Raw genomic sequence first — 22,831 nt, forward strand, 5'->3', positions numbered from 1 at the left:
CAAGCCTCGGAAATGACGGGAGAAATCCCGTCGGAATCGTAGAAGTGGCCACCCGAGGCGGTCAAGGATCCGTCCCTCGACCGCCCGGTTGCTCATCAACGCGTGAACCCTTGCCCGGGTTCTACCGCGCTATCTGCGCACCTGTACCTCCACGTGTGTGCCAACAGCCACACGCAGGTGGTGCAGCTCCTCGGACGTCGCGAACACGAGCAACTCCTTGAGCTTGTTGCGAGGGGCGACGCGGAAGGTGGAGCCCGTCTCCCCCTGGACCAGCCGGCGCACCGGCTCCATCTCCCCGGCGACGAAGAGGCCCGCGCGCGCAGCCGTCAGTTCCGCGCCCTCCAGGAACTGACGCACCGACTGCGGCGTCGCCGTGGGGAGCCAGGCCCGGGCCGCCTTGGCGAGCGCCGCGCGGTCCACGTCCGTGAGGACCTTCTCCAAGGCCCGCCGCTCCATCTCCACGCCGTGGAGGGACTCGGCGACACGCACATTTCCCACCACGAGGTTCAGCGCCGCCTGGAGGATGGCCTCCAGCCGCTCGGCGGGCACGTACTGCGCGAAGGCCAGCTCCGGACGCGCCAGCGCCAGCGCGCGGCCCAGCAGGTAGTACACCTCCTTCTGGCCCTGCTCCGCGAAGTACTTGCCGCCCACGCGGACACACGGCGGATGCGTCTGCAGCAGCTCCACATTGACGAGAGGCTCGGGCGCGGGCTCGTTGGAGCGCTTCGCCATGCGCTCGCGCGTGGCCACGAGGAAGGGCGAGTACAGCTCCACCGCCTCCATGCCCAACAGGCGCGCCACGTACCGGTAGTGGTGCACGTGGTACTCCTGCGCGCTGGCCACGTCGATGCGGTGCTTCTTCGGCACGAGCTGGTACTGGGTGAAGGGCACCGCGTACAGGTGTCCCGCCTTGGCGAAGAGCAGACCGAGCAGCTCCGCCAGCGGCCCTCGCGCCTTCGGGTGGAACAGGTGCGTGTGCCACAGCCGGTCGTCGACCGGGCGCTGGGCGACCTCCTTCTTCTTCGCGTAGGGCCCCAGCTTGGAGAGGATCTCCTTCTCGTCCTCCCCCGCTTCACCGAGCAGCCCCGAGGCGGCCTGGGCCGCGAGCCACGCCAGGTCGTAGTCCTTGCGCAGCGCCGCGAGCCGCACGAGCTGACCGCAGAGCTTCCGCGCGTCGGTCGTGTGAGGCAGCGCGCGTCGCAGCGCGGCGATGGCCTCCTCCTCCTTGCCGGGCAGGTTGCCGGCGAGCTCGGCATACGTCTCCTGCACCGCGGCATCGTCCGGCAGGCCCTTGGCGGCCACGCCGTAGGCGGCCACCGCGCCCTCCGGGTGCTTGAGCACCTGGTGGTACAAATCCCCCAGCGCGCGCCACAGCGCCATGCGCGCCACGTGCGTCTCCGGCGTCTTGGGCAGACGGCCGAGCATCTTCGTGTAGTTCTCCTCCAGCGACTTCCACTGGCGGGCGCCACCGAGCATCGCCTCGAGCGAGCTGAACGCCTCGACGAAGCGGGGGTCCAGGTCCAACGCCGCGTTGAACGCCTGGCTCGCGCCCTCGACGTCCTTCAGGTCGTCACGGCGCAGCTCGCCCAGGGCGAACCAGACGCGCTTGGCCTTGTGCGGCTCCGACGCCAGCGCGGGGAGGGCCAGCATGCGCGCCAGCACGTCCGCGGCCTTCTGGCCCTGACGCGTCTCGCGCAGCAGCACGTAGAGCTGGTCCATCACCTCCAGCGCGTCGGGCTGGACGCGCAGCGCGCCAGTGAAGGCGTCGATGGCCATGTACGGGTCGTGCAGCTCGTCGCGGGAGATGCGGCCCAGGTCCAGGTACACCTTCACCTTGGCCTCGCCCTCCAGCACGCCGACGAGCTGCTGGCGCAGGTCCGCGGACTTCTCGAACTGGCCCGCCTTGTCCATCAGGACCACGAGCGCGCGCAGCGTGGGCTCGTGGCCCGGGTCGATGGCCAGCGCCTTCTCGAAGTGGTTCTGCGCGCGGTCCGCCTGGTTGAGCGCGGCGTGGATGTCACCCAGCTGCCAGTAGACCTCCACGACCTCCAGGTCCGTGAGCTCCTCGCGGTGGTGGATGAGGATGGTCTGGAAGACCTTGAGCGCGCCCTCGTAGCGGCGCGTCTGCACGAGCAGGTTGCCGTAGCCCTCGAGCGCGGGCAGGTACGTCGCGTCGCGCTCGTACGCCGTCTCGTAGCAGCTGAGCGCCTTGTCGCGCCGGCCCAGCTTCTCCGCCACGTAGCCCAGCCGGTAGAGCTGGCGGCACAGGTCCGCGGCCGTGGCCGCGTCCTTCTCCACCATCGCCTTCTCCGACAGCTTGCGCGTGACGATGTCGAGCATCCGCTCCGCGTCGGACCACTGCTCGTGGGCGATGTACACGTCCGCCAGCGGACGCGCGGCCTCGATGCTGTCCGGGATGTGCTTGAGCGCCTCCTCCCAGTAGCCCGTGGCGGTGTCGCGGTCCTCGCGCGTCTCCGCGTGGTAGCGCGCCACGTCCAGCAGCGCCTTGCCCTTGGCGACCGGGTCCTCGGTCTGCTCGGCCTCCTGACGCAGCGTCTGCTCGTAGCCGCTCCAGTCCTTGTCCTGCTCGAGGATGCCCTTGAGGGCGCGGAGGCTGGGCAGGTGGCCCGCGTCGATGGCGATGGCCAGCTGATAGGCGTTCCGGGCGCTGCCCGTGTCCATCAGCATGTCCTCGTTGATCTTCCCGAGGCGGTAGTACAGCTCCACCGCGTCCTTCGACTGGCCGGCGAGCTCCGCTTCCTTCTGCAGCATCTCCAGCGCGAAGGGCCAGTTGCCGCTGCGCTCGTACAGCTTGCCCAGCGCGTGCAGCGCGGGCCGGCTGCCGGGGTCCGCCGCGAGCGCCGCGTGGTAGCTGTTGACGGCCCGGTCCACCGCCTTGAGGTTCTGGTACTGGACGTTGCCGATGTCCACGTACAGCTCCGCCTGCTCCTCGGGGCTGACCGCGAGCGAGAGCTGCCGCTCGTAGGCGTTGATGAGGTCTTCCCAGCGGCCCTGCACCCGACGCAGGCGGATGAGGACCTTGATGGCCTGGACGTTCTGCGGGTCGATGGAGAGCACGCTCTCCACGCACACGTCCGCGTTGGCCGGGTTCTGGTACTTGTCCTCCCAGATGGTGGCGCTGCGGAACAGGACGCGGACCTTCTCGCGCCAGTCGTCGCTCAGCTCCAGCATCCGCTCGTAGATGGCGAGCAGGTCCGCGGGCTGGTCCAGCTTGGTGTGCAGCCGCTCCAGCGACTCCAGCGCCTCGCGGTTGACCGGGTCCAGCTCCAGCGCCTGCCGGTAGGCGGCGACCGCGGACTCGTCGTCCGAGAGGTCGCGCTCGAACACCCCGGCGACCTCCACCTGGATGCGCGCGCGCTCCTCGGCGGTGTCCGCGAGGTCCCTGGCGCGCAGGAGCGTCATGGCCACGTCGCGCCACGCGCGCTGCCGCCGGTACAGCGCGGTGAGCACCCCGAGCGTCTCGGTGTCCGGCTCCAGCTCCAGCGCGCGCAACAGCGCGCTCGCGGCCTCGGACGGGTCCTCCAGCTTCTCGTCCCAGACGCGGGCAATCTCCCGCAGGATGCCCTTGCGCTGCTCGATGGAGCCGGCGGCCTCGAGCTTCTGCTCCAGCGCCACCACGTACTCGCGCTCGTGGCCCCGGCGCTGGAACACCGCGGCCAGTCCATCCAGCGCGGTGGCGTTGGTCGGGTCGAACTCGAGGATCTTCCGGAACGCCCCTTCCGCGGCCTGCGGGTCATCCAGCCGCGTGTCGTGGACCCGCGCGAGCGTCGCGTACAGCCGCTCGGCCAGCGGCCCACGGGGCAGCTCGTCCGCGACCTCCTCGTAGACGGCCGCCAGCTCCTCGTGGCTGCCCGTCTCGTCCGCCAGCCGCTCCACCTCCTCGCGGAGCGTGTCGTCCGAGGCATCCAGCTGCAGCGCACGGCAGAGCGCCAGGAAGGCCACGTCCTTCTGCCCCAGCCGCTCCTCCTGCACGCGAGCCAGCTCGCGCAGGGCGGCCATCTTCTCCTCGTCCGTGACGAAGTGGGGCATGTACCGGTCGACGGCCGTCGCGTAGGCGCGCCAGTCGTTGTACGTCCGGTACAGGTCGCACACGCGCTCGTACGCCGTGCGGTTGGCGGGGTCCAGCTCCAGCACCTTCTCCAGCGCTCCCGTGGACTGCTCGGGCTTGCCGCCCGGCCCCGCCCACAGGTCCGCCACCTCGTAGTACGTGGCGACGGCGCGCTCACGCTCCTCGGCGCCCAGGTGCACCTGCACCTTCAGCTCCAGCGCGCGCACCGCGTCGTTCCACGCGCGCAGCGAGACGAACAGCGTGTGCACGCGCTCCAGCTCGGCCACCTGGTGGGGCTCGACCTCCAGCGCGCGACGGGCGGCGTCCAGCGCCTCCTCGCGGCGCCCCATCCCGGCGAGCACCTCCGCCAGGCGCAGGCGCAGCGCCTTGACGCCCTCGCTGTTCTCCTGGAGCGGGATGAGGCGGCGCAGCACGCCCACCAGCTCCTCGCGCTGCTCCGTCTCGTCGTACAGCTCGCGCAGCGTGTCCAGCACCGCGCGGTTGCGCGCGTCACGGTCCAACGCCGCCTTGAAGTACGGAACGGCGGCCTCGGGCTGCTTGAGCAGCCGGTACACCACGCGCCCCAGCCGCTCGTTGAGCCGCACCACCTCACGGGGGTCCAGCGTCATCGCCAGACGGCCCTCGAGCAGCGCGCGCAGGTCCTCCGGACGGTTCGCCCGCTCGTACAGCGACTCGAGCGCGGAGAAGGCCTGGTCGTTGCGCGCGTTCTTCGCCAACAGCTCGCGGTACAGCTCGATGGAGCCGCCCAGGTCCGACAGCCCCTCGGCGGACACCTGCGCCATCTTCGCGAGGACGCGGTCCCGCTCCGCCCCCGCCACCTTCTCCGACTGGAGCTTGAGGATGGCGTAGAGCTTCTCCGACGCGGAGGCCGCCTCGTAGATGCTCTCCAGGAGCCGCGCGGACGCCAGGTGCCCGGGCTCCAGCTTGAGGATGCCCTCGTAGGCGCTCGCCGCGCGGTCCGGACTGTCCAGCCGCTCCTGGTAGAGCTGCCCCAGGCGGAAGAGGTAGCCCACGCGCTCGGCCTGCTCGGTGGCGCCGGTGACGAGCGCCTCCAGGATGCCCGCGAGCTCCGGCCACGCCTGCAGCTCCAGGTACAGCCGGTCCAGCGCCACCAGCGCCTTGGCCTGCACGGCGACATGCAGCGTGCGCGCCCGCTCGTAGTACGAGACGGCGCGGTCCGAGTCCCTCAACTTCGACTCGAGCAGCTGGCCCAGCTTCAGGCACACCTGCGCCGCGTCGGCGGCCTCGGCCACGCGCGGCAGCGCCTCCTCGTACGCCGCGACCAGCTCGTCGTAGCTGTCCGAGGCATCCGTGGCGTTCTCCAGACGACGGCGCACCTCACCGTCGTTCGGGTCCTCCTTGAAGGCGCGGAAGAGCGCCAGGAACGTCAGCTCCGACTCGCCCTGCGACTCGCGCAGCGTCGCCAGCTCGCCCAACAGCGCCTTGCGCTCGAAGGCATCCGTGGACACGCCCACGCGCGTCTCGATGAGCTGCGCCAGCCGCGGCACGTCGCCGCTCGCGCGGAAGGCGCGCAGCAACGTCTCCACCGCGAGCAGGTTCTGCGGCTCGCGCGACACCAGCGCCTCCATCCGGCCCACCGCGCCCGGATGGTTGGGCTGCACCGTCAGCACCTCGCCGTACAGCGCCAGCGCGCCCGTGCGGTCCAACAGCCGCGTCTCGCGCACCGAGGCCAGGCGGAACTTCAGCTCCAGCCCCGCCTCCGGAGGCATCAGCGCGATGCGGCGGGCCAGCACGTCCGCCAGCTCCGGCCAGCGCTCCTGCTTCTGGCACAGCGCCTCCATGCGCTCCAGGCCGGCCACGTCGTCCGGCTTGAGCTCCAGGAGGCGCCGGAAGGTCGCCAGCGCGCCCAGGGCGTCCTGGAGCTGCTCCTCCTGCAGGTGTCCGATCTGGAAGAGCACCGCCGCACGGCGCGCGGGCTCCTCGGCCACCGCCAGCTGACGGCGCAGCACCTCGAGCAGCTCCGTCGGCTTGCCCTGCGACGCCACCAGTCGCACGGTGCCATCCAGCGCCTCGGCGTCCGTGGGCCGCAGCTCGAGCACCCGCTTCCAGGACGCCAGCGCCTCGGTGGGCTCGCCCAGGTCCGTCTGCAGCCGCGCCAGCGCGCGGTACAGCTCGGCGCGCGCCGCGTCTCCCGCCTTGGGCGCCACTTCCATCAGCACCGCGCCCAGCTCCTCGGGGGCCTCGGCGCGGTCCACCAGCGACACGCACAGCTCCAGCGAGCGCAGGTCATCGGGCAGCTCTCGCAACGCGCGCGTCGCGGCGAGGAAGCCCATCTCCGCGTTCTCCAGCGGACCGGCATAAATCTCCGCGATGCGGCGCAGGAGCGCGGCGCGCTCCTGGGGCACCGCCTCCGCCGACACGCGCGACTCCAGCATCTCCACCTGCTTGAGGTGGTTGCCGACGGCGACGAAGACCGGCTCCAGCGCGCTCGCGGCCGCGCCGCGCAGCGGGCTCTCCGAGCGGGCCATCTCCTCGAGCGCACCCACCGCGCCCGCGTGTCCCGCCCGCCGCTCCAGCACGGACTGGTACAGCTCCAGCGCCCCGCGCGGGTCATCCAGACGCGAGAACTTCAGGCGCCCCAGCCGCACGCGCAAGTCAGACGACTCCTCCTGGGCACCGCGCGCGTCGGCGAGCTGGATTTCACGCTCGATGTGCTGCGCCAGCTCCGGCCAGCGCTCCATCTCCGCCAGCACGCGCCCCAACAGCTTGAGCGCGTTCGCGTTCTCCGGACGCAGCAGCAGGATCTCGCGGTACGCCTGCGCCGCCAGCGCCTTGTCCGCGAGCGTCTCCTCGGCCAGGTGCGCCAGCTCGAACAGCAGATTCACCTGCGACGCCGCGTTCGGCTCTGCGGCCACCTGCCGCCGCATGACCAGCCCCAGCTCACGGTGAGCCCCCGTGCGCCGATGGACGCGGGCGATGGACTCCAGCACCGCCTTGTTCTTCGGGTCCCTGCGACTGACCTCCTCCAGTGCGCGGACCGCGAGGTCGTAGCGCTTGAGGCGGTTGTCGTAGAGCGCCGCCAGTCGGCGCCACAGGTCCCCGGCGAGCGGCTCCTGCGTGTCCCGCTCGAGCTGGTCCTCGTACGCGCCCGCGACCTCCTCGAACGAGCCGGAGTCCGCCGCGAGCCGCTCCAGCTCGTCGCGCACCGACGTCTCCTGCGGGAACTCGTTGAACGCGCGCAGCCGCGCCACGAAGGCCAGTGACGTCTGCCCCAGCGCCTCGCGCAGGGTGGCGATCTCCTGGATGTGCTCCAGTCGCCGCTCCGGCGCCACGCCGGGCAGCAGCACCTCCATCACCTCCACCAGCTTCCGGGTGTCGTTCAAGCCCCGGTAGACGGGCTCCAACAGACGCGCCGCCTCCACGCGGGGCCCGTCGTGCGCCATCAGCCGCTCCAGGCCCGCCACCACCTGGCCGTCCCCGGGCGCAAGCTCCAGGAGCCGGCGATAGACGGGCAGCGCCTCCGCCGGGCCCACTTCCTTCTCGAGCAGCTGCGCGCGCTTGAGCAGCCAGCTCCGCCGCGCGGCGTCGTCGGCCGCGCCGTCCGCGAGCTGGTCCAACACATCCGCCTGCTCCACGAAGCGCCGCGCCTTCGCGTACAGCCGCTCCAGCGCGAGCAGCCCCTCGGGCAGCCGCCGCAACGCCAGCGCCGAGCGGTACGTCTCGATGGCCCGGGCGTCCTCACCCGCGTTGGCGTACGCCTCGCCCGCCTTGAGCAACAACCCCACGCGCTCCTCGGCGTCCTGGGAGAGCTGGGCCTGACGCGTGTAGACCTCCGACAGGCTCTTGGCGTTCTGGCCCTTCTCGTACAGCCGGGACAGCGCCTCCAGCGCCTGGCGGTCCTGCGGCGCGTCCGCGAGCAGGTTCTTCCAGAGGCGCGCGGCCTCCTCGGGCTGGTCCAACGACTCGCGCAGCTCCGCGGCGCGGCGCAGCAGGTCCAGCGCGGCCGGGTCACCCTCGGTGAGCTCCACCGCCGCCGTCTCGTAGATCTCCGCGAGCACCTCGTGCGAGCCCGTCTCGCGCGCCAGGCGCTCCAGGTCGGGGCGCACACCGTCCCGGTCCAGGCCCTGCGCGAAGGACTTCACCGCGGACATGAAGGCCAGCGACGGCTGGCTCATGTCGCGCTCGTAGATGCGACGAATCTCCCCGGCGAGGAGGATCTTCTCCGTGGTGAGCGCGGACTCCATCCGCGCCTCGCGCAGCGACACGCGGCGGGCATGGTCCCCCACCTGCACGAGCACCGGGTCCAACACATCCAGCGCGGCGCCACTGGCGGACACCGCCGCCTTCACCCACGCCTCGAGCGCGGCGCGAGCCCCGGGGTGACCCGAGTCCTCCGCGAGGATGCGCTTGTAGAGCGCCAGCGCCGCGTTCGAATCGTCGAGCACCGTGCGCTGCAGCTCGGCCAGGCGGAAGGAGACCTCGCGGCCCTGCGGGCTCTGTCCTTCCTGATTGCGGCGCAGCGCCAGCGCCCACGCCAGGTCCTGATGGCGCCCGAGCTCCGTGTAGAGCCGGTCCAGCGTGGCCGCGGCCTCGCGGTTGCCCGGGTCCCGCTGGGCGATGGCGCGCCACGCCTCCGCCGCGCTCTCCAGGTCCGACAGGCGGGCCTCGTGCAGCAGCGCGGCCTCGCGCAGGAACCCGAGCTGCTCGGCCGGCTCCGGCGACGCGGCCGCCAGCTTCTCCAGCACCTCCGCCAGCGCGGCCCACTCCTCGCCGCCCCGGTGCAGCCGCTGCAAGGCGCGCAGGCTGTCCAGGTTGCCCGGCTCCAGCACCAGCAGCGCGCGCAGGGCCTTCACCGCGCCCGCCTTGTCGTCGAGCTTCTTCTCCTGCACCTCGGCCAGCTCGCGCAGCAGCGCCGCGCGCGCGGAGCCCACGTCCCCCTCCTCCGTCAGCTCCTCGATGATCTCCGCGTAGCTGTCCAACGCGTCGGCGTCCTCGGCCGCCTGACGCGCCGTGGAGCGAAGCCCCGCGTCGCCGGGCGCCAGTCGGAGCGCGCGGGCCAGGGCCGCGAACGCCAGCTCCGGCTGCCGCAGATGCGCCAGATGCACCTGCGCGGCCTGCCGCAGCACCTGCACCCGCGCCGCGTCGTCCTTGGCCACCTCCGCCAGCACATCCAGCGTGGCCACCAGCTTGCGGTAGTCCTTGGTCCGCTCGAGCGCGGGCAACAGCACGCGCGCCGCGGCCTCGCGCGCCGTGCCCGACGCCAGCATGGCCTCCAGCGCCGCGAGCGCGTCCGGGTCCGAGGGGCGCTGCAGCAGGATGTCCGCGTAGCTGCTCACCGCCTCCGCGCTGCCGTCCTGCAGGCCCTGCAGCAGCTGCGCGCGGCGCAGCTTCAGCCGCGAGACCTTGTCCGTCTCACCCGCCGACTCCGCCAGGCCAATCATCCGCGCCAGCGTGTCGCCCAGCTCCCGCGTGCGGCCGGCCTTCTCGTACAGCTCCGCCAGGCGCGGCAGGTGCCGCCCCTCCTCGGCGCCGTGCGAGAGCGCGGACTGGAGCGCCTCGGCGGCCTGCGCCGGACGCCCGAGCTCCGTGTTCAGGTCCACCCACTGGAGCAGCAGCTCCAGCTTCTCCGCGCCGCGAGCGCCCTGGATGCGCTTGCGCAGCAGCTCCTCCGCGTCCGCCGCGCGACCCGCGCGCCCATACAGGCGCACCAGTCGCTGCAGCACCGCGCCCGACTCCGGAGCGCGCTCCACCGCCGCCTCGAGCGCGGCGATGGCCTCCGCCACCAGCCCGCCCTCCTCCGCCAGCCCCGCCGCCTCGGTGAGCAGCGACAACGCCACCGCCGGGTCCTCGGCCTCGGCCGCCAGCGTGCGCAACACGCGCCCCAGCTCGGCGTGCGCCGACAAGTCCCTCGCCAGCCGCAAGGCCTCGCCGCGCGAGGACTCATCTCGCGGATCCTCGCGCAGCACGCGCACGCGCGTGTCGAAGGCCGCGCGGCTGTCCGCGAGCTGCTTCTCGTGGATGCTCGCCAGCAGCGAGAACAGCCGCTTGCGCGCGGCCACGTCCGTCGTGGATTCGAGCTGCTGCTGGAGCGCCGCCACCTGACGCTGGTGGTCGCCCGTGCGCCCGTAGTGCGCCGCCAGCGCCTCGGTGACTTCCTGCGTCCTCACGCCGGAGGCCGCCAGGCGCTCGAGGCCGCCCACCACCACGCCCGTGGACACGTTCTCCGTCAGCAGGCCCAGGAACAGGTCCGCCGCATCCTCCTGACGTCCCAGTCGCTCCGCGTACAGCTTGGCCTGGCGCGCCGTCCACTCGTTGCGCTCCAGCTGCGTCTCCGCCAGCGCCGCCAGCCGCCCCGCCAGCGCCGCCGCCTCGTCGAAGCGGGACAGCGCCACGCACAAGGCCTGCAGCCGCTGCACCGCGCCCACCTCGTCGGGCGCCAGCTGCGTCCACTCGCGGACCAGCGGCTCCAGCTCCTCGGGCGGAGCGCCTGCGGCCTCGCGCCGCGTCACCTCCGCCTCGATGCGCGCCTTCGGGTCGTCCGCGAGCGCCGCGGCCGCCTGCAGCGACTTCACCGCCTCCGTGGCGGCCTCGTCACCGGGCACCCGCACCAGCACCTCGCGCCACGCCGCCTCCGCGCGCACGGGGTCCGCCAGCGGCCCCTCGAGCAGCTGCGCGAGCTGCCGCCACAGCGTCGCCGCGACCTCCACCACGGGCGCCGCCTGCGCCGCGCGCTGGAGCGCCAGGGCCAGCGCGGGCCGCGCGTTGGCCTTTTCCGCGTGCTCCACCACCGAGCCGAGCAGCAGCGGACGCGCCGGATCCAGCTCCAGCGCCCGCGACAGCACCTCGAAGGCGCCGCGCGCGTCGTCCTTCTCCTCGAACATCAGCGCGAGCGCCTCGCAGAAGGCCACCCGCTCCGCCCTCGGACGGGGCGCCAGCAGCGCCAGGTCCAGCAGCGGCACCACCGCCTCCAGCTCCTCGTCCTCCGCCAGGAGCCGCGCCAGCTGGAAGGCCGCCAGCGCGTGCGTGGGGTCCAGCTTGAGGGCGGCCTCCAGGTGCGCGCGCGCCGCCGCGCCGTCCTTGAGCTGCGTCAGGCACAGCTCCGCCAGCCGCAGGCGCATCGCCGCCTGGCCCGACTTGTCCTTCACGGTGCCCAGGTAGCGCTCCAGCACCACCACCGCGTCCTGCGCCCGGCCCCCCTCCAGCAGCTGCTCCGCCGTGAGGCTCGCCGCGTCCGCGCGCGACGGGTCCGCCGCCACCGCCTTCTCGAAGGCCGCCAGCGCGCCGGGCGCGTCGTTCAGCCGGCCCAGCCGCAGCGTGCCCACGCGCAGCCACAGGTCCACCTGCGCGCCGCGGTCCTTCACCTCGCCCGCCATCGCTTCAATCTGCTCGATGGCCGGCGCGAAGTCCGTGCCCGCGCGCGCGGCCATCTTCTCGATGAGGGACAGGCCCTCCGGCATGCCCGGCCACAGCAGGAAGCAGCGGTCCAACGCCTCCTTCACCTTGCCGGCCGAGCCCGGGTCGTACCAGGCGAACAGCTTCGCCACGAGCAGCGACAGCCGCGCGGCGCTCTTCCTGTCGCGCTCCTCCAGCGACATGCCGCGCAGCATCCGCACGCGGTCGCGCCACGTCTGCTCGAAGCGCTGCAGCGCGCGGGTGGCCTTCTCCACGCGCGCGTTCTGCGGCTCCAACGTCCGCGCGACATCGAGCACCCGCTGCGCCAGCTCATGCTCGGTGGGGTCGTCCACCAGTCGCTCGGCGAGCGCCGCGTACTCCTCGGCCATGCCCGCGTCGCCCAGCGCCTCGCGCTCGCGCTCCAGCGCCTCGAACGCCGTCTGGAAGCGCTCCTCGGACAGGAGCAGCTGCCGCACCCGCCGGAAGATGGCCCGGTCCGACTTCGCGCGCGCCGCGCGCTGCAGGCACAGCACCGCCCTGTCGCGACGGAAGAGCTTCTGCTCGTAGAGGTCCGCCGCCTTCAGATAGTGGCCCGCGCTCTCCTCGCCCTGGGTCGCGCTGCCCAGCTTCTCCAGCACGTCCGACAGCGCCGCGGCGTCCTGCCGCGACTCGTGCAGGCGCTTGAGACCACGAAGCGCCGGCAGCGGCTCCTTCGCCACCAGCAGCGCGCGCTTGAGCAGCTCCTCCGCCCGCGGCGCGTTGCGCTGCCGCTCGTGCGCGAGCTCCGCCGCGCGGCACAACAGGCGCACCGCTTCGTCACTGGCGACGTCGCGCGAGCGCCCCTCGTACAGGCGGATCAACTCCTCCACACGGCCAGCCTTCTCCAGGGCGGCCTCGGCTTCGACGAAGCTCCGGTCATCGGACACGCGCAGCGTGGGTCGAGCAGACGTGGGCTGTTGCATGGGGACGGCGGGCCTCGGGGGTGAAAATGGAACGCAGCGGGGGCGCCAGCCGCCGGACTCTACCGGCCGCGAGCGCCCCCGAGCAATCGTGCAAAACCCGCCAAAGGGCGGGAATCATTGGCCTTCTTGCTACTCGGCCGAGGAAGCGTCGGGGGATGAGTCCCCGTCCTCGCCCCCGGCGGACGCCTCGGTGGGCGCCGGAGCAGGAGCCGCCTCGGGCAGCGCCTTGGCCCGCTCCAGACCCGCGCTGTCATTCAGCTGGGTGTAGAGGGCCACGGCCTTGTCGCGCTGCTGCAGCTCCTCCGCGAGCTGGGCGGCGCGAGTCAGGTTGCCGAGCTTCTCGTGGAGCGGCAGGGCCTTGTCCTTGCGCCCCGCGGCCTCCCACGCCTCGGCGGACGCGGCGACGTCGCCCAGCAGCTCCAGCCAGCGCGCACGGCCCGCGGGCTTCTGCTCCGACTCGGCCCGGGCCAGCTCGCGCTGCGCCAGCTCCTTCGCCTCGTCGTCCAGCTTCAGCCGCTGCATGAAGTGGAACGCCTTGGGCGGAGGCAGCGTGCCGAGCACCTCCACCGCCTCGCGGCGCTGGCCGGCCGCCACGAGCAGCGTGGCCGCGCCCAGACGGTCGCCACGCTCCACCAGGCTCTTCACCTCGAGCCCGCGGATGCGGTTGGCGCTGGCCATGTCCCGCGAGCGCTCGTACGACTTGCGCGCCAGGGTCAGCTTGCCCGCGCGCTCATAGGCGAGCGCGGCCTGGTCGAACTGGCGGGCCCGCTCGTACAGGCGCGCCACGTTCTCGAAGTCACCCTTGCCCACGTAGTGCTCCATGAGGAGCTCGTAGGCGCCGGCCTTCTCCAGCGTGGGGGCGAGCTGATCCGCCGGCAGCGTGCTCACCAGCTTGCGCGCGGAGTCGTTGTCCCCACCCGCGAGGGCGTTGCGCAGGGCGCTCTTGAGGTCCCCGCCCGCCTCGAACAGACGCGCCGCGTCGGCGAAGCCACCGTTGCGCTCGTGGAGCCGGCCCGCGTCACGCGTGCGGCCCATGGCCTCCAGCTGCTTGGCCTGCTCCTTCCAGTCCCCGGTCAGCTCGGGCACCGGACGGCGCTCACCGGGCGCGCCGCGCTCCGGACGCTCACCGCGCTCCCGACGCTCGCCCCGCTCCGGGCGCTCGCGACGCTCACCGGACGCGCCGCGCTCCGGACGCTCACCGCGCTCCCGACGCTCCGGGCGCTCGCGACGCTCACCGCGCTCCGGACGCGACTCCGTCCGGGCCTGCGCGGGCGCCGGGGGCTCCTCGACCTCGGGACCCGGCTGACGGCCGCTGGCGGTGAAGGCCGCCTCGGCGCGCTCCTTGTCGCCCGCAGCGCGCCAGACCTGGCCCACCAGGAACAGCACGTCCGTCCACGCGTCGAACTTCTCCTTCGCCGGGTCCACCGCGGGCGCCGCCGGAGCCGCCGCCTCCGCGGGCGCGCCCTCCGTGGCGACAGCCTCGGCACCCTCGGCCGGAGCCGCCGCCTCCGCGGGAGCCGCGGGGGCCTCGACCGGAGCCGCGTCGGCGGCGGCAGCCTCCGGCGCGGCCGGCTTGGGCTGACGCTGCACGCGCAGCATCGTGGTGATGAGGCGACCTCGCGTGTTGAGGTCCAGATCATCCAGCGACTTCAGCCGCATGGGCCGCAGCGAGCGGACGATCGCCTGCAGCGGGGCCTTCTCGGCCGTGAAGTCCGTCTTGGACAGCGCCTTCTCGAGGACGCTCAGCTCGGAGATGACCCGCTGACCGGGGCCCACGGGGCCCTCGTCGCGGCCACGACCCCGACCCTCGCCGCGGCCACGTCCCTCGCCCCTGCCACCACCAGGGCCTCCGGGACCGCCACGGCCACCAAATCCACCGCCAGGACCATCACGGCGCGGGCCCTGACCCGGCGCACCCCCGTCACGACCGCGCCCACCCTGGCGCGGCCCACCGCTTCCATTCTCCTGAGGCACGTCTATCTCCCGCTAGAACGCGTAGCGAATGTTCGGCGCCACAGCGAATCCGAACGAGCCTCCGGAAACGAGGTAGTTCCCCGTGACCTCGAGCCCCACGGAAAAGTGGCGCAACCGTGTGTAGTACTCCACTCCGGGCCCGGCAAACACAAGAATGTCGGAATCCGGAAGGAGACGCTTCGGCGAGAACATCGCATAACCCGCGCCCGCGCGGAGATAGAACCACGTGCGCTTCACTTCCTGGCTGTCGGCCAGGCCCACCAGACGCGCGCGCAGCACCGCGCCCGGGACGAAGGTGGAGTAGTCGCCGGACACCGCGCCGCCGGACTCGCCGATGTACTCGGCGCTGGTGCGGATGCTGGAGCCCATGACGAACAGGCCCACGGAGATGCGCTCGCCCAGGTCCACGCCCACCTCCACCTGGGCCATGGGGCCGGAGGAGAAGGGCCGGGGCGTCCCCTCGGCCGCGGGCGGGTTCGTCACGAAGAGCGGACCGCCGAGCAGCGCGAAGTAGAAGCCCCGCTCGATTTCATCGAACGTGGTGGCGGGCCGGTCACCCGTCGCCGTGGTGGGTGGTTGCTGTGCGCTCGCGGCCATGGGGAGGACGAACGCGGCACACAGGGCAATGGGGGCGAGGGCTTTCATGCGGTCCTGAGGTTGACGGGGGCTCCCACGGGGGACGGGAGCCGGGGTGACTGCGCGGGCGGCCCCGGGGAAGGGCCGCCCGTCCGACAATGAACATCCGGCGCGCTACTCGCCGGACTGCTTGAAGATGAACGGATAGGTGACGACCACCACGCCACCACCCTTGGGCTCGGGGAACTTCCAGGTGCGAACGCGGCCCGCCACACACGTCTCCAGCTCCGCGTTGCCCGCCGTGGACTGCGCCACCGAGGACGACGCCACGGAGCCGGTGGCCGTGATGACGAACTTCACCGCCACCTTGCCACCCAGCTTCGGGAAGCGGTTGAGCATGCTCTCGTAGCAGTAGCGGATCTGCGCGCGGTTGGCCTGGATGACCTTGCGGATGAGCTCCTTGTCCAGGGAGCCCATGACCTCCGGGTCGGACGAGGTGATGCCCACGTCCACGCTGGACTTGCCGCCCAGCACGCCCACGCCGGTGCCATAGCTGCCGGTACCACCGCCGCGGCCCTTGGTGCCGATGCCGCCGATGCCCACGGTGTCACCCGTGCCGCCGCCGCCGCCGCCGGAGCCGCGCAGGCCCAGGCCACCGAAGCCGCCCGAGTTGCCCGCCTTGGCGCCGAACATGTTGCCCATGGCGCTCTTCAGGTCGCCGCCCAGGCCCTTGCTGCCGAAGACGGTGGAGATGCCGCCCTTGCCGCCGCCGAAGATCTTCGCGGTCAGCGCGCGCGCCTCGTCCTTCTTGTTCGGGTCACCCTTGGGCGCGGTGCGGTTGTTGGTCTTGGGCGCGTCCTTCTTGCCCATCTGACCCTCGTCACCGCGGCTCTTGGCCGCCATCTCGCCGCTCTTCTTCGCCTCCTTCTGCTGATTGAGGCGCTCGAGGAACTTGTTCTTCTGCACCTCGGGCGGCTTGATGATGAGCTTGGCGATGCGCGCGGAGTTGGCGGACAGCTCGTCCGCGTACTCGTCACCCTCGCCGGTGCGGTTCATCGCGGTGATGACGAACGCGGTGGCCGCGAAGAACATCACCAGGAAGATGTTGAGCGCGGTGTAGTCCAGCGACTCGCCCAGCGGCGCCACGACGCGCTTGGGGACGGACTGGAAGACGGCCTCCATCGTCACGCCGCCCAGGTCCACCCAGAAGAAGTCCTCCGCGTCGAGCGTGAGCGTGTACGCGTCACCCTCGTGCGAGGCCTTGCCGGACTCGATGACCGCCTTGAGCTCCTGCGTCTCGCCCTTGCGCACCAGCTCGCCCTTCATCTTGCCGGTGAAGCGCACGGTGAAGGACTGGCCGTCGGTGCGGAGCACCTCGAAGCGCGGGCCGCCCAGCTTGGCGTCCCCCATGACGAAGTCGACGCCCGCGGCGCTGCCCACCGCCACGGCGCGCTTGGCGCCCGGGCCCACGAAGAACTCGCCCACCCGCTGATCGCCCCAGGAGAAGCGCAGCGCCACGCCCTGCGGACCGCTCGACTTGGAGCGGCGCACGGTGCGAGCACGCGGCGCGGCCTCGGCGGCGGCCTCGCGGGCCACGGGAGCGGGCTCCTCTTCGGCGGCCACGATGGCGTTCTTCTGCGTGGCGGCGACGGAGGCATCCAGCGCGCCCGAGCTCGCGGCGGCGGTCGGAGCGGGGGCCTCGGGCTCCGCGGCCACGGCGGCGGCCTGCGCGAGCCCGGCGGCCGGAGCGCCCGCGGCCAGCACGGGGTTCTTCTCCGTGGTGGCGTCGGTGCTCGCGGCGGCGACGGCCAGGTTCACCGCGGCCACGGCGGCCGGGTTCTCCAGGTGGATGGTCGTCCCACCCACGCGAATCCTGTCACCGAACGACAGCTGGCCCTTGTTGACCCGCTTGTCGTTGACGTACGTCCCCTCGACGCTGCCCATGTCGATGATGGACATGGAGCCGTCGCCGGCGACCTCGATGACGGAGTGGATGCGGCTGACCTTCTCGTCCTCCAGGCACAGGTGCGCCGAGGACAGACGGCCAATCTTGATGATGTCGCGCTCGTAGTCCTTGGACGTGACCAACGTCTCGCCCTTGAAGACCTTGAGTGTCAGCGGAACGGCCATGAAGGCTCCTGCGTGGGGTCAATGCCCGGTATGACAACGCGCGCGCCGGCAGGTTCCCACCGGCGCAGGAAGGCGGAAACTACAGCTCGCCCACCGACTGCATCACCTTGTCCTCGAAGTCCTCGCGGATGCGGATGAGGTTCGAGTGCTTCACCCTCTCGCGGGCGTCGATGTACTCGCCGTCCGGCTTGGTGAGGTCGCCTTCGATGGTGTCGTCCTCGAAGTCGATGTTGGTGGTCTTCGAGTAGCGCACATTGCCGTCGCCCGCCCCACCACCCGCCGGCCTGGCGGCGTCGTCATCCTGGGCGAACGCGGTCGCCGCCGAGAGCACCGCGCACAGCATCAGAGCCTTCCGCATCACTGTCTCCCACGCGGGCCCCGCCGGGCCCGTTCCACACCGTGTGTCCGCTGACGCGGACACCGCGAAGGTTCGCATCATCGCCCCGGGGCCCGCCACAGCGAAGGCACCCGGGGACGTCCCAACTTTCACAGCAGGTCGTCTTCGGGCTCACCCGGCTCGGAAGGATCCGCCGTGCCTGCATTCTTCTTCTCCGCGGGCGGGGGCGCAGGTGCGGGCGACGGGGGCGGAGTCCCACCCGCGGGCGTGGCCTGCGCGCCTGTGCCGGAGCCGGCCACCGGAGCCACGGCGCCACCCGGGGGCGGGGCCTGGTTCTTCTCCTGGTTCTTCTTCTCCGCGGCCTGCATCTGGGACTGCTGCTGCTTCTGAAGCTCCTCCAGCTTCTTCGCCTGCTGCTCGGCCATGGCAGCCTCGCGCTTGGCGTTGACGAGGGTCTCCGCCTCGCGCAGCAGCCCGAAGACCGGGGACTCACCGGAGAGGCCCACGCCGTCACCCGCCATGGCGACGTACTTCTTGTAGAGCTCCAGGGCGCGCTCGGGTGCGTCCTTCACCTTGTGCAGGATGATGGCGCGGTTGAGGCTCACCGCCGCCAGCTCCGGGTCGAGCTTCTCCGCCTCGTCGTACTCCTGCATCGCCTTGTCGTACTGCCCCTGGCCCTTGTAGGAGAGGCCCAGGTTCAGGTGCGCGGTGGCGTTCTTCCCGTCCGCCTGCAGGATGCGGCGCAGGTGCTCCTCGGCGCCGGGGTAGTCCTCCGCGTCGAGCGACAGCTGGGCCAGCTCCACGTGCGAGGGGACATAGTCGTCGCGCGCCTCCAGCGCCTTCTTGAAGGACAGCCGCGCGTCGTCCGCGTTGCCCTCGCGCAGCTGGATGATGCCCACCAGGTGGTGCAGCTCCGGGTCCGCGCCGTCCAGCTTCACGCCGCGCAGCGCCACCAGCTTCGCCATGGAGAGCTGCTTGCGGTCCAGGTAGCTGCGGATCATCACCTTCAGCGCGGTGGTGGACGCGGGGTCGCGCATCAGCGCGCCGCGCGACAGCTCCATCGCCTTGTCGTGGTCGTTCTGCTGCCGGTAGATCTCCGCCAGACGGGCGCGCGACTGCGCGTCGTCCGGGTAGCGCTGGAGGACCTCCTGGTAGAGAGCCACGGCGCCGGCCACGTTGCCCGCGTTCTGCTCCATGACGGCCAGGTTCTCCGACGCCTGGCGCAGCGAGGGCTTCTTGGTGAGCGCGGCCTTGTAGCGGGCCTTGGCCTCGGTGGTGTTGCCCTGGCGCTCGGCGATGACGCCCAGGTTGTACTCGGCCTCGGCCAGGTTCGCGTCGGACTCCAGGGCCGACTTGAACTTGCGCTCCAGCGCCGGGTAGTCGAACGCCTTGGCCTTCTTCTGCGTGTCGAAGGACTTCACCGCGTCCTCGAAGCGGGCCTTGGCCGTGTTCGAGATGGGCGGCGGCGGCGCGTCCGACGGGGACTTCGCGACGGGGCCCTTGGACGGAGCCGCGGGGCCGGTGGCCTTGGACGAGGAGCAGCCGGCGGCGACGAGCGCCGCGGCGGCCAGCAGGGGGAACAGGCGCATGGTACGGGTCGTCCGGTTCATTAGAGGAAGTCCTCCGGCTCCTCGTCGGCGCCGCCCGACTTGGCGGGCTTGGTGCCATCCGGGGTGGAGGCGGTGGACTTGGTGTCCACCTGGGTCTCGGTCTGCGAGCGCAGCTGCGCGGTGAGGTCCGTGAGGTCCTCCTGCAGCGTCTCCTTCTTCTTCTGGGCCTCGGCCACCGCGGTGGGCGCCGGGGGCGGCACGTCCTGGATGCCCGCGAGCACGTCACCACCGATGAGCTGGCTGCGGCTCTTCAGGGCGACCTTCTCCTCGTGCATCTCCGGGTAGCGGTCCGGCTGGTAGGTCGTGCGCAGCATCTTCAGCGCCTCGGCGGCGCAGTCGTTGAACACGTCCAGCTCGCGGCTCTTGGCGACCGTAGCGGCGAAGGCCTCCGTGGCCTTGTCCTTGAGCGGCTGGGCCTGGTTGGAGAACTCGTCGCGCAGCGCCTGCTGGGACTCCTCGTCCAGGCCGCGGGGCATGGGCGCGTTGGTGACGCGGTCGGCGAAGTGGTCGTACGCCAGGCCGATGCGGTTGAGCGCGCACAGCGACGGCTCGGGCGCGCCCAGGGACACCGTCTGCACGTACTTCTTCTCCACCACCTGCAGCGCGCGGCTCTTGTCCTGGATGCTGGCGCGGAAGCGGTCCGGCGACGGCGGCGCGCCCCAGTACAGCTTCAGGCGCTTGTACTCGGCCCAGTCCGGCTCCACGCCCAGGAAGTGCGCCTGGGCGGCGGTGGCCAACGCGGGCTTCTCCAGCGTGGTCTGCACGCGGCGCGGCAGCTGGTCGAAGTGCTCGCCCACGCGCTTGTACATGCGCACCACGTCGCGCGTCTTGTTCATCTTCTTGTAGAGGTCGATGATGCGACCCTCGGCCGTGAGGAACTTGCTGGCCGAGCGCATGTTGTCGCGCTCGTACTCCTCCAGCATCTTGATGGCCTTCATCGCCGCGCCGCTCTTGCCGGTCAGGTCGATGATGGACAGCCGGATGTCGTCCGCGTCCTTCGCCTTCGGCCACAGCTCCAGGTAGCGCTCGCGGTTCTTCAGCGCGGCCTTCGTCTGGCCCAGGCCCTCGCGGTAGGTGGACGCGTTGAACAGCGCCACCTGCGCCTTGGACTCGTCCCACTTCTGCACCACCGCGGGCTTGTTGTCGTCGCCTCCGCCCCTCCTGGCGTTCTTCGCGCTCTTGCCGCGCGCCCTGGCGCTGCCGCCGCCCTTCTCCCCGAGGCTGCGCTCGTAGCCCTTCACGTACAGCTCGTACGTGGTCGCGGCCTGCTCGAAGTCGCCGATGGCCTCCAGCGCCTCCGCGTTCGCGTAGATGGAGTCCGGCACGTACTTGGAACGGGGGTACTGCGCGAAGAGCCGGGCGCGGACCTCGATGGTCTTATCCAGCATCTTGGCTTTGTAGTAGTCGACGGACGCGTTGTAGAGCGCCAGGTCGGCGATCTCCGTCTGCGGGAAGTCGTGCACGAAGTTGAGGTACGCCTCGGCCGCCTTGGCGAACTCCTTCTTCTCCTCCAGCTGGCTGACCAGCTTGAAGGACGACTGCTCGATGAGCTTCGCCAGGTCGTCGCGGAACTTGCCCGTCGCCAGCTTGTCGTTGGCATAGAAGCGGCGCGCCCACTCGTTCACCTTCGCGAAGTCCTGCAGCAGGTTGTACGAGTCCAGGATGAGGTTGGCGCTGATCTCCGCCGCGCGCGAGCCGTCCTCGAACTTGTACTCGGGGTAGCCGAGCGCGATCTCGCTGAAGCGCAGCACCGCCTCGTCGAAGTGGTTGTGGCGGTAGTAGATGTTGGCCGCCTTGAAGGCGATCTCCACCCGCTTGTCGCCCTTGGGCACGTACTTGAGGTAGCGCTCGCACGCGTCCAGCAGCGCCTTCTTCAGCGTGGGGATGGTGGCCTTCTTGGTGATGTCGGAAGACACACCCTCGCTCTTCGCCTCGCCGCGCGACTCGGCCGTCTTGACGACCTCGTCGTAGGCGAGCACCGCGTTGTAGGCGGCGTTCTGCAGCCACTTGCCCGGCTTGCCCGGCTTGGGCTTGCCCTTGTCGTCCTTGGCCTCCAGCACCTTGGCGTCCTGCAGGACGACCAGCGTGTAGTTGGCGGCGGACTTCTCGTAGTTCTGCAGGTTGTCGTTGAGCAGCTCCGCCCAGAAGAAGCGCAGGTCGTACGCCTTGGGGTTGTCCGGGAAGAGCGTGAGGTAGTCGCTGTAGACGGCGTCCGCGTAGCGGAACGTGTCCTCGTTGCGCGTCTTCTTGCCCTCGTTGTGCCAGGTGACGGCCAGGTTGGACAGGGTGCGCTCGGACAGCTCCTTCGCCTCGGCGAGCAGCTTTTTGTCCTTGTCCTCCTTGATGACGCCGGAGCCCTCGACCTCCTTCATGATCTTCACGAGCCGGCGCACCTGGGCCACGGTGCGCTCCTTGTTGCCCATGCGCAGGATGCAGTCGACGATCTTCCCCTGGAAGCCGGGCGCCTCGGGCGACAGCGGCTTCTCCTTGATGAGGGAGTTGAAGGTCAGCGCCGCTTCGCGGTCCTTGCCGTCGCCGTAGTACATGTTGGCGAGCTGCTTCATCATCGTGAAGCGATCATCCGGATTGGACGCGACCTTGCCGAAGTCCGCGCGCGCCTGGGCCACGTCACCCTGATGCGCGTACGCGCGCACGTAGTCCGTGCGGGCCTCGCGCACCAGCGAGCCACGGCCGCTCTTGCCGCCGTCCTTCTCCACCGCGTTGGCGCCGGCCAGCTCGCCGTAGAGCACCACCGTCTTGAACTTGTCCTTCGCCGCCTCGTAGTCGCCCAGGTTGTAGTGGCACCAGCCCTGCTTGTAGAGGGCGAACGCGTACACCTGGCTCTCGGGGAACTCGGCGGCCTTCTTGTAGGCCACCAGCGCCTTCTCCAGCTCCGGGCGCTTGCCCTTGGAGTTGTTGAAGTAGTACTCGCCGAACGCCAGGTACGCGTCGGGGATGAACTTGGACGTCGGGTGCTTCTCCACCAGGCGCTTGAAGGCGACGAGCGCCTTCCTGTCCTGGCCCTCCTCCATCAGGTACTGACCGAGGAAGAAGAGCACCTCGTCCGTGCGCTCGAACTTCGGGTGCTCCTGGACGATCTTCGTGTACTGCTCGACGGCGAGCTTGCCGTACTCCTTCTGCCTGGCGACGAGTTCCGCCTTCTCCGCCTTGGCGCGCTGCTGGCCCGCGGCGTCGTTGGCGTTCATCGCCTTGAGCAGGTCGTCGTCCTTGCGGTTGGCCTCGAAGAAGTAGAACTTCGATTCCTCCCAATAGAACTCACCCAACCGGAACAACAGGCTGGGGACCTCCTTCGGATCCGGCGACAGCGAGATGATCTTCTTCAGCGAGGCGATCTGCTCGCGCCGCTTGGAAGCCACCTGGAACTCGACGCCGAGGCGGAACTGGTCGTACTGGAGCGCGGGAGCGACTTCTTCCTTCTTCTTCTCTCGCGTGATGTCTCCGGCAAGGGACTTGTCCACCGCGGTGGCGGACTTCCTGCCGAGGTCGGCGTCACGCGGCGCTTTCTTCTCCTGAGCGGCGGAGGCCGTGGCCAGGAGCACGAGGCAGACGAGGAGCGAACGGCGCATGGTCTTCCTAAGCGGGGGGGACCGGCGTCCCCGGTTGCTTGCCAGACAGCCAAGTGGCCGGGAATCTTCGGGAATTTCCATTCGGGGAGAACCACTATGCGCGGTTTCCGAGGGCAGGGTCAACCCTGACTGGCTGGCCGCTCCAGAAGTGGAAAGCATGCCGGCAAACTTCCAGAACGACTGTGAAAAGGACGACAAGGTGGTTGCCTTGT

The 22,831-nt window shown here is 71.0% G+C and carries 7 protein-coding genes; all 7 read right to left on the reverse strand.

Going from position 1 to position 22,831, the window contains the following annotated elements:
• Positions 1 to 129 precede the first annotated feature (129 nt).
• Positions 130 to 12,405: a tetratricopeptide repeat protein gene (locus FL311_RS08285; protein ID WP_141324393.1), complete on the reverse strand. Its 12,276-nt coding sequence runs from the start codon at positions 12,403 to 12,405 to the stop codon at positions 130 to 132.
• 129 nt (positions 12,406 to 12,534) lie between these two features.
• Positions 12,535 to 14,181 (reverse strand): DEAD/DEAH box helicase, encoded by a 1,647-nt coding sequence (locus FL311_RS08290; RefSeq protein WP_194869116.1) that lies wholly within the window; start codon positions 14,179 to 14,181, stop codon positions 12,535 to 12,537.
• Between the two features lie 210 nt (positions 14,182 to 14,391).
• Positions 14,392 to 15,024, reverse strand: a complete 633-nt coding sequence (gene cglE / locus FL311_RS08295) for an adventurous gliding motility protein CglE (RefSeq protein ID WP_141324395.1) — start codon at positions 15,022 to 15,024, stop codon at positions 14,392 to 14,394.
• A 105-nt stretch (positions 15,025 to 15,129) separates the two neighbouring features.
• The gene (gene gltG, locus FL311_RS08300) at positions 15,130 to 17,085 is read right to left on the reverse strand and encodes an adventurous gliding motility protein GltG (protein ID WP_141324396.1); all 1,956 of its coding nucleotides are present in this window, start codon (positions 17,083 to 17,085) and stop codon (positions 15,130 to 15,132) included.
• A gap of 79 nt (positions 17,086 to 17,164) precedes the next feature.
• Positions 17,165 to 17,443, reverse strand: coding sequence for an adventurous gliding motility protein CglF (gene cglF, locus FL311_RS08305; RefSeq protein ID WP_141324397.1), 279 nt, complete (start codon positions 17,441 to 17,443; stop codon positions 17,165 to 17,167).
• A gap of 128 nt (positions 17,444 to 17,571) precedes the next feature.
• Positions 17,572 to 19,032, reverse strand: a complete 1,461-nt coding sequence (gene gltE / locus FL311_RS08310) for an adventurous gliding motility TPR repeat lipoprotein GltE (protein WP_141324398.1) — start codon at positions 19,030 to 19,032, stop codon at positions 17,572 to 17,574.
• On the reverse strand, positions 19,032 to 22,619 hold the full coding sequence (locus FL311_RS08315; RefSeq protein WP_194869117.1) for a tetratricopeptide repeat protein: 3,588 nt from the start codon (positions 22,617 to 22,619) through the stop codon (positions 19,032 to 19,034). The genes gltE and FL311_RS08315 overlap by 1 nt, the downstream gene beginning before the upstream one ends.
• Between the last annotated feature and the right edge of the window lie 212 nt (positions 22,620 to 22,831).

Origin of the sequence: Myxococcus sp. AB025B (assembly GCF_006518215.1) — a bacterium.
Classification (GTDB): Bacteria; Myxococcota; Myxococcia; order Myxococcales; family Myxococcaceae; genus Myxococcus; species Myxococcus fulvus.

What these genes read in the sequence shown, in the direction of transcription:
- FL311_RS08285 (WP_141324393.1), bottom strand. Translation starts at nt 12,405, where the DNA reads ATGCAACAGCCCACGTCTGCTCGACCCACGCTGCGCGTGTCCGATGAC.
- cglE (WP_141324395.1), bottom strand. Translation starts at nt 15,024, where the DNA reads ATGAAAGCCCTCGCCCCCATTGCCCTGTGTGCCGCGTTCGTCCTCCCC.
- gltG (WP_141324396.1), bottom strand. Translation starts at nt 17,085, where the DNA reads ATGGCCGTTCCGCTGACACTCAAGGTCTTCAAGGGCGAGACGTTGGTC.
- cglF (WP_141324397.1), bottom strand. Translation starts at nt 17,443, where the DNA reads ATGCGGAAGGCTCTGATGCTGTGCGCGGTGCTCTCGGCGGCGACCGCG.
- gltE (WP_141324398.1), bottom strand. Translation starts at nt 19,032, where the DNA reads ATGAACCGGACGACCCGTACCATGCGCCTGTTCCCCCTGCTGGCCGCC.
- FL311_RS08315 (WP_194869117.1), bottom strand. Translation starts at nt 22,619, where the DNA reads ATGCGCCGTTCGCTCCTCGTCTGCCTCGTGCTCCTGGCCACGGCCTCC.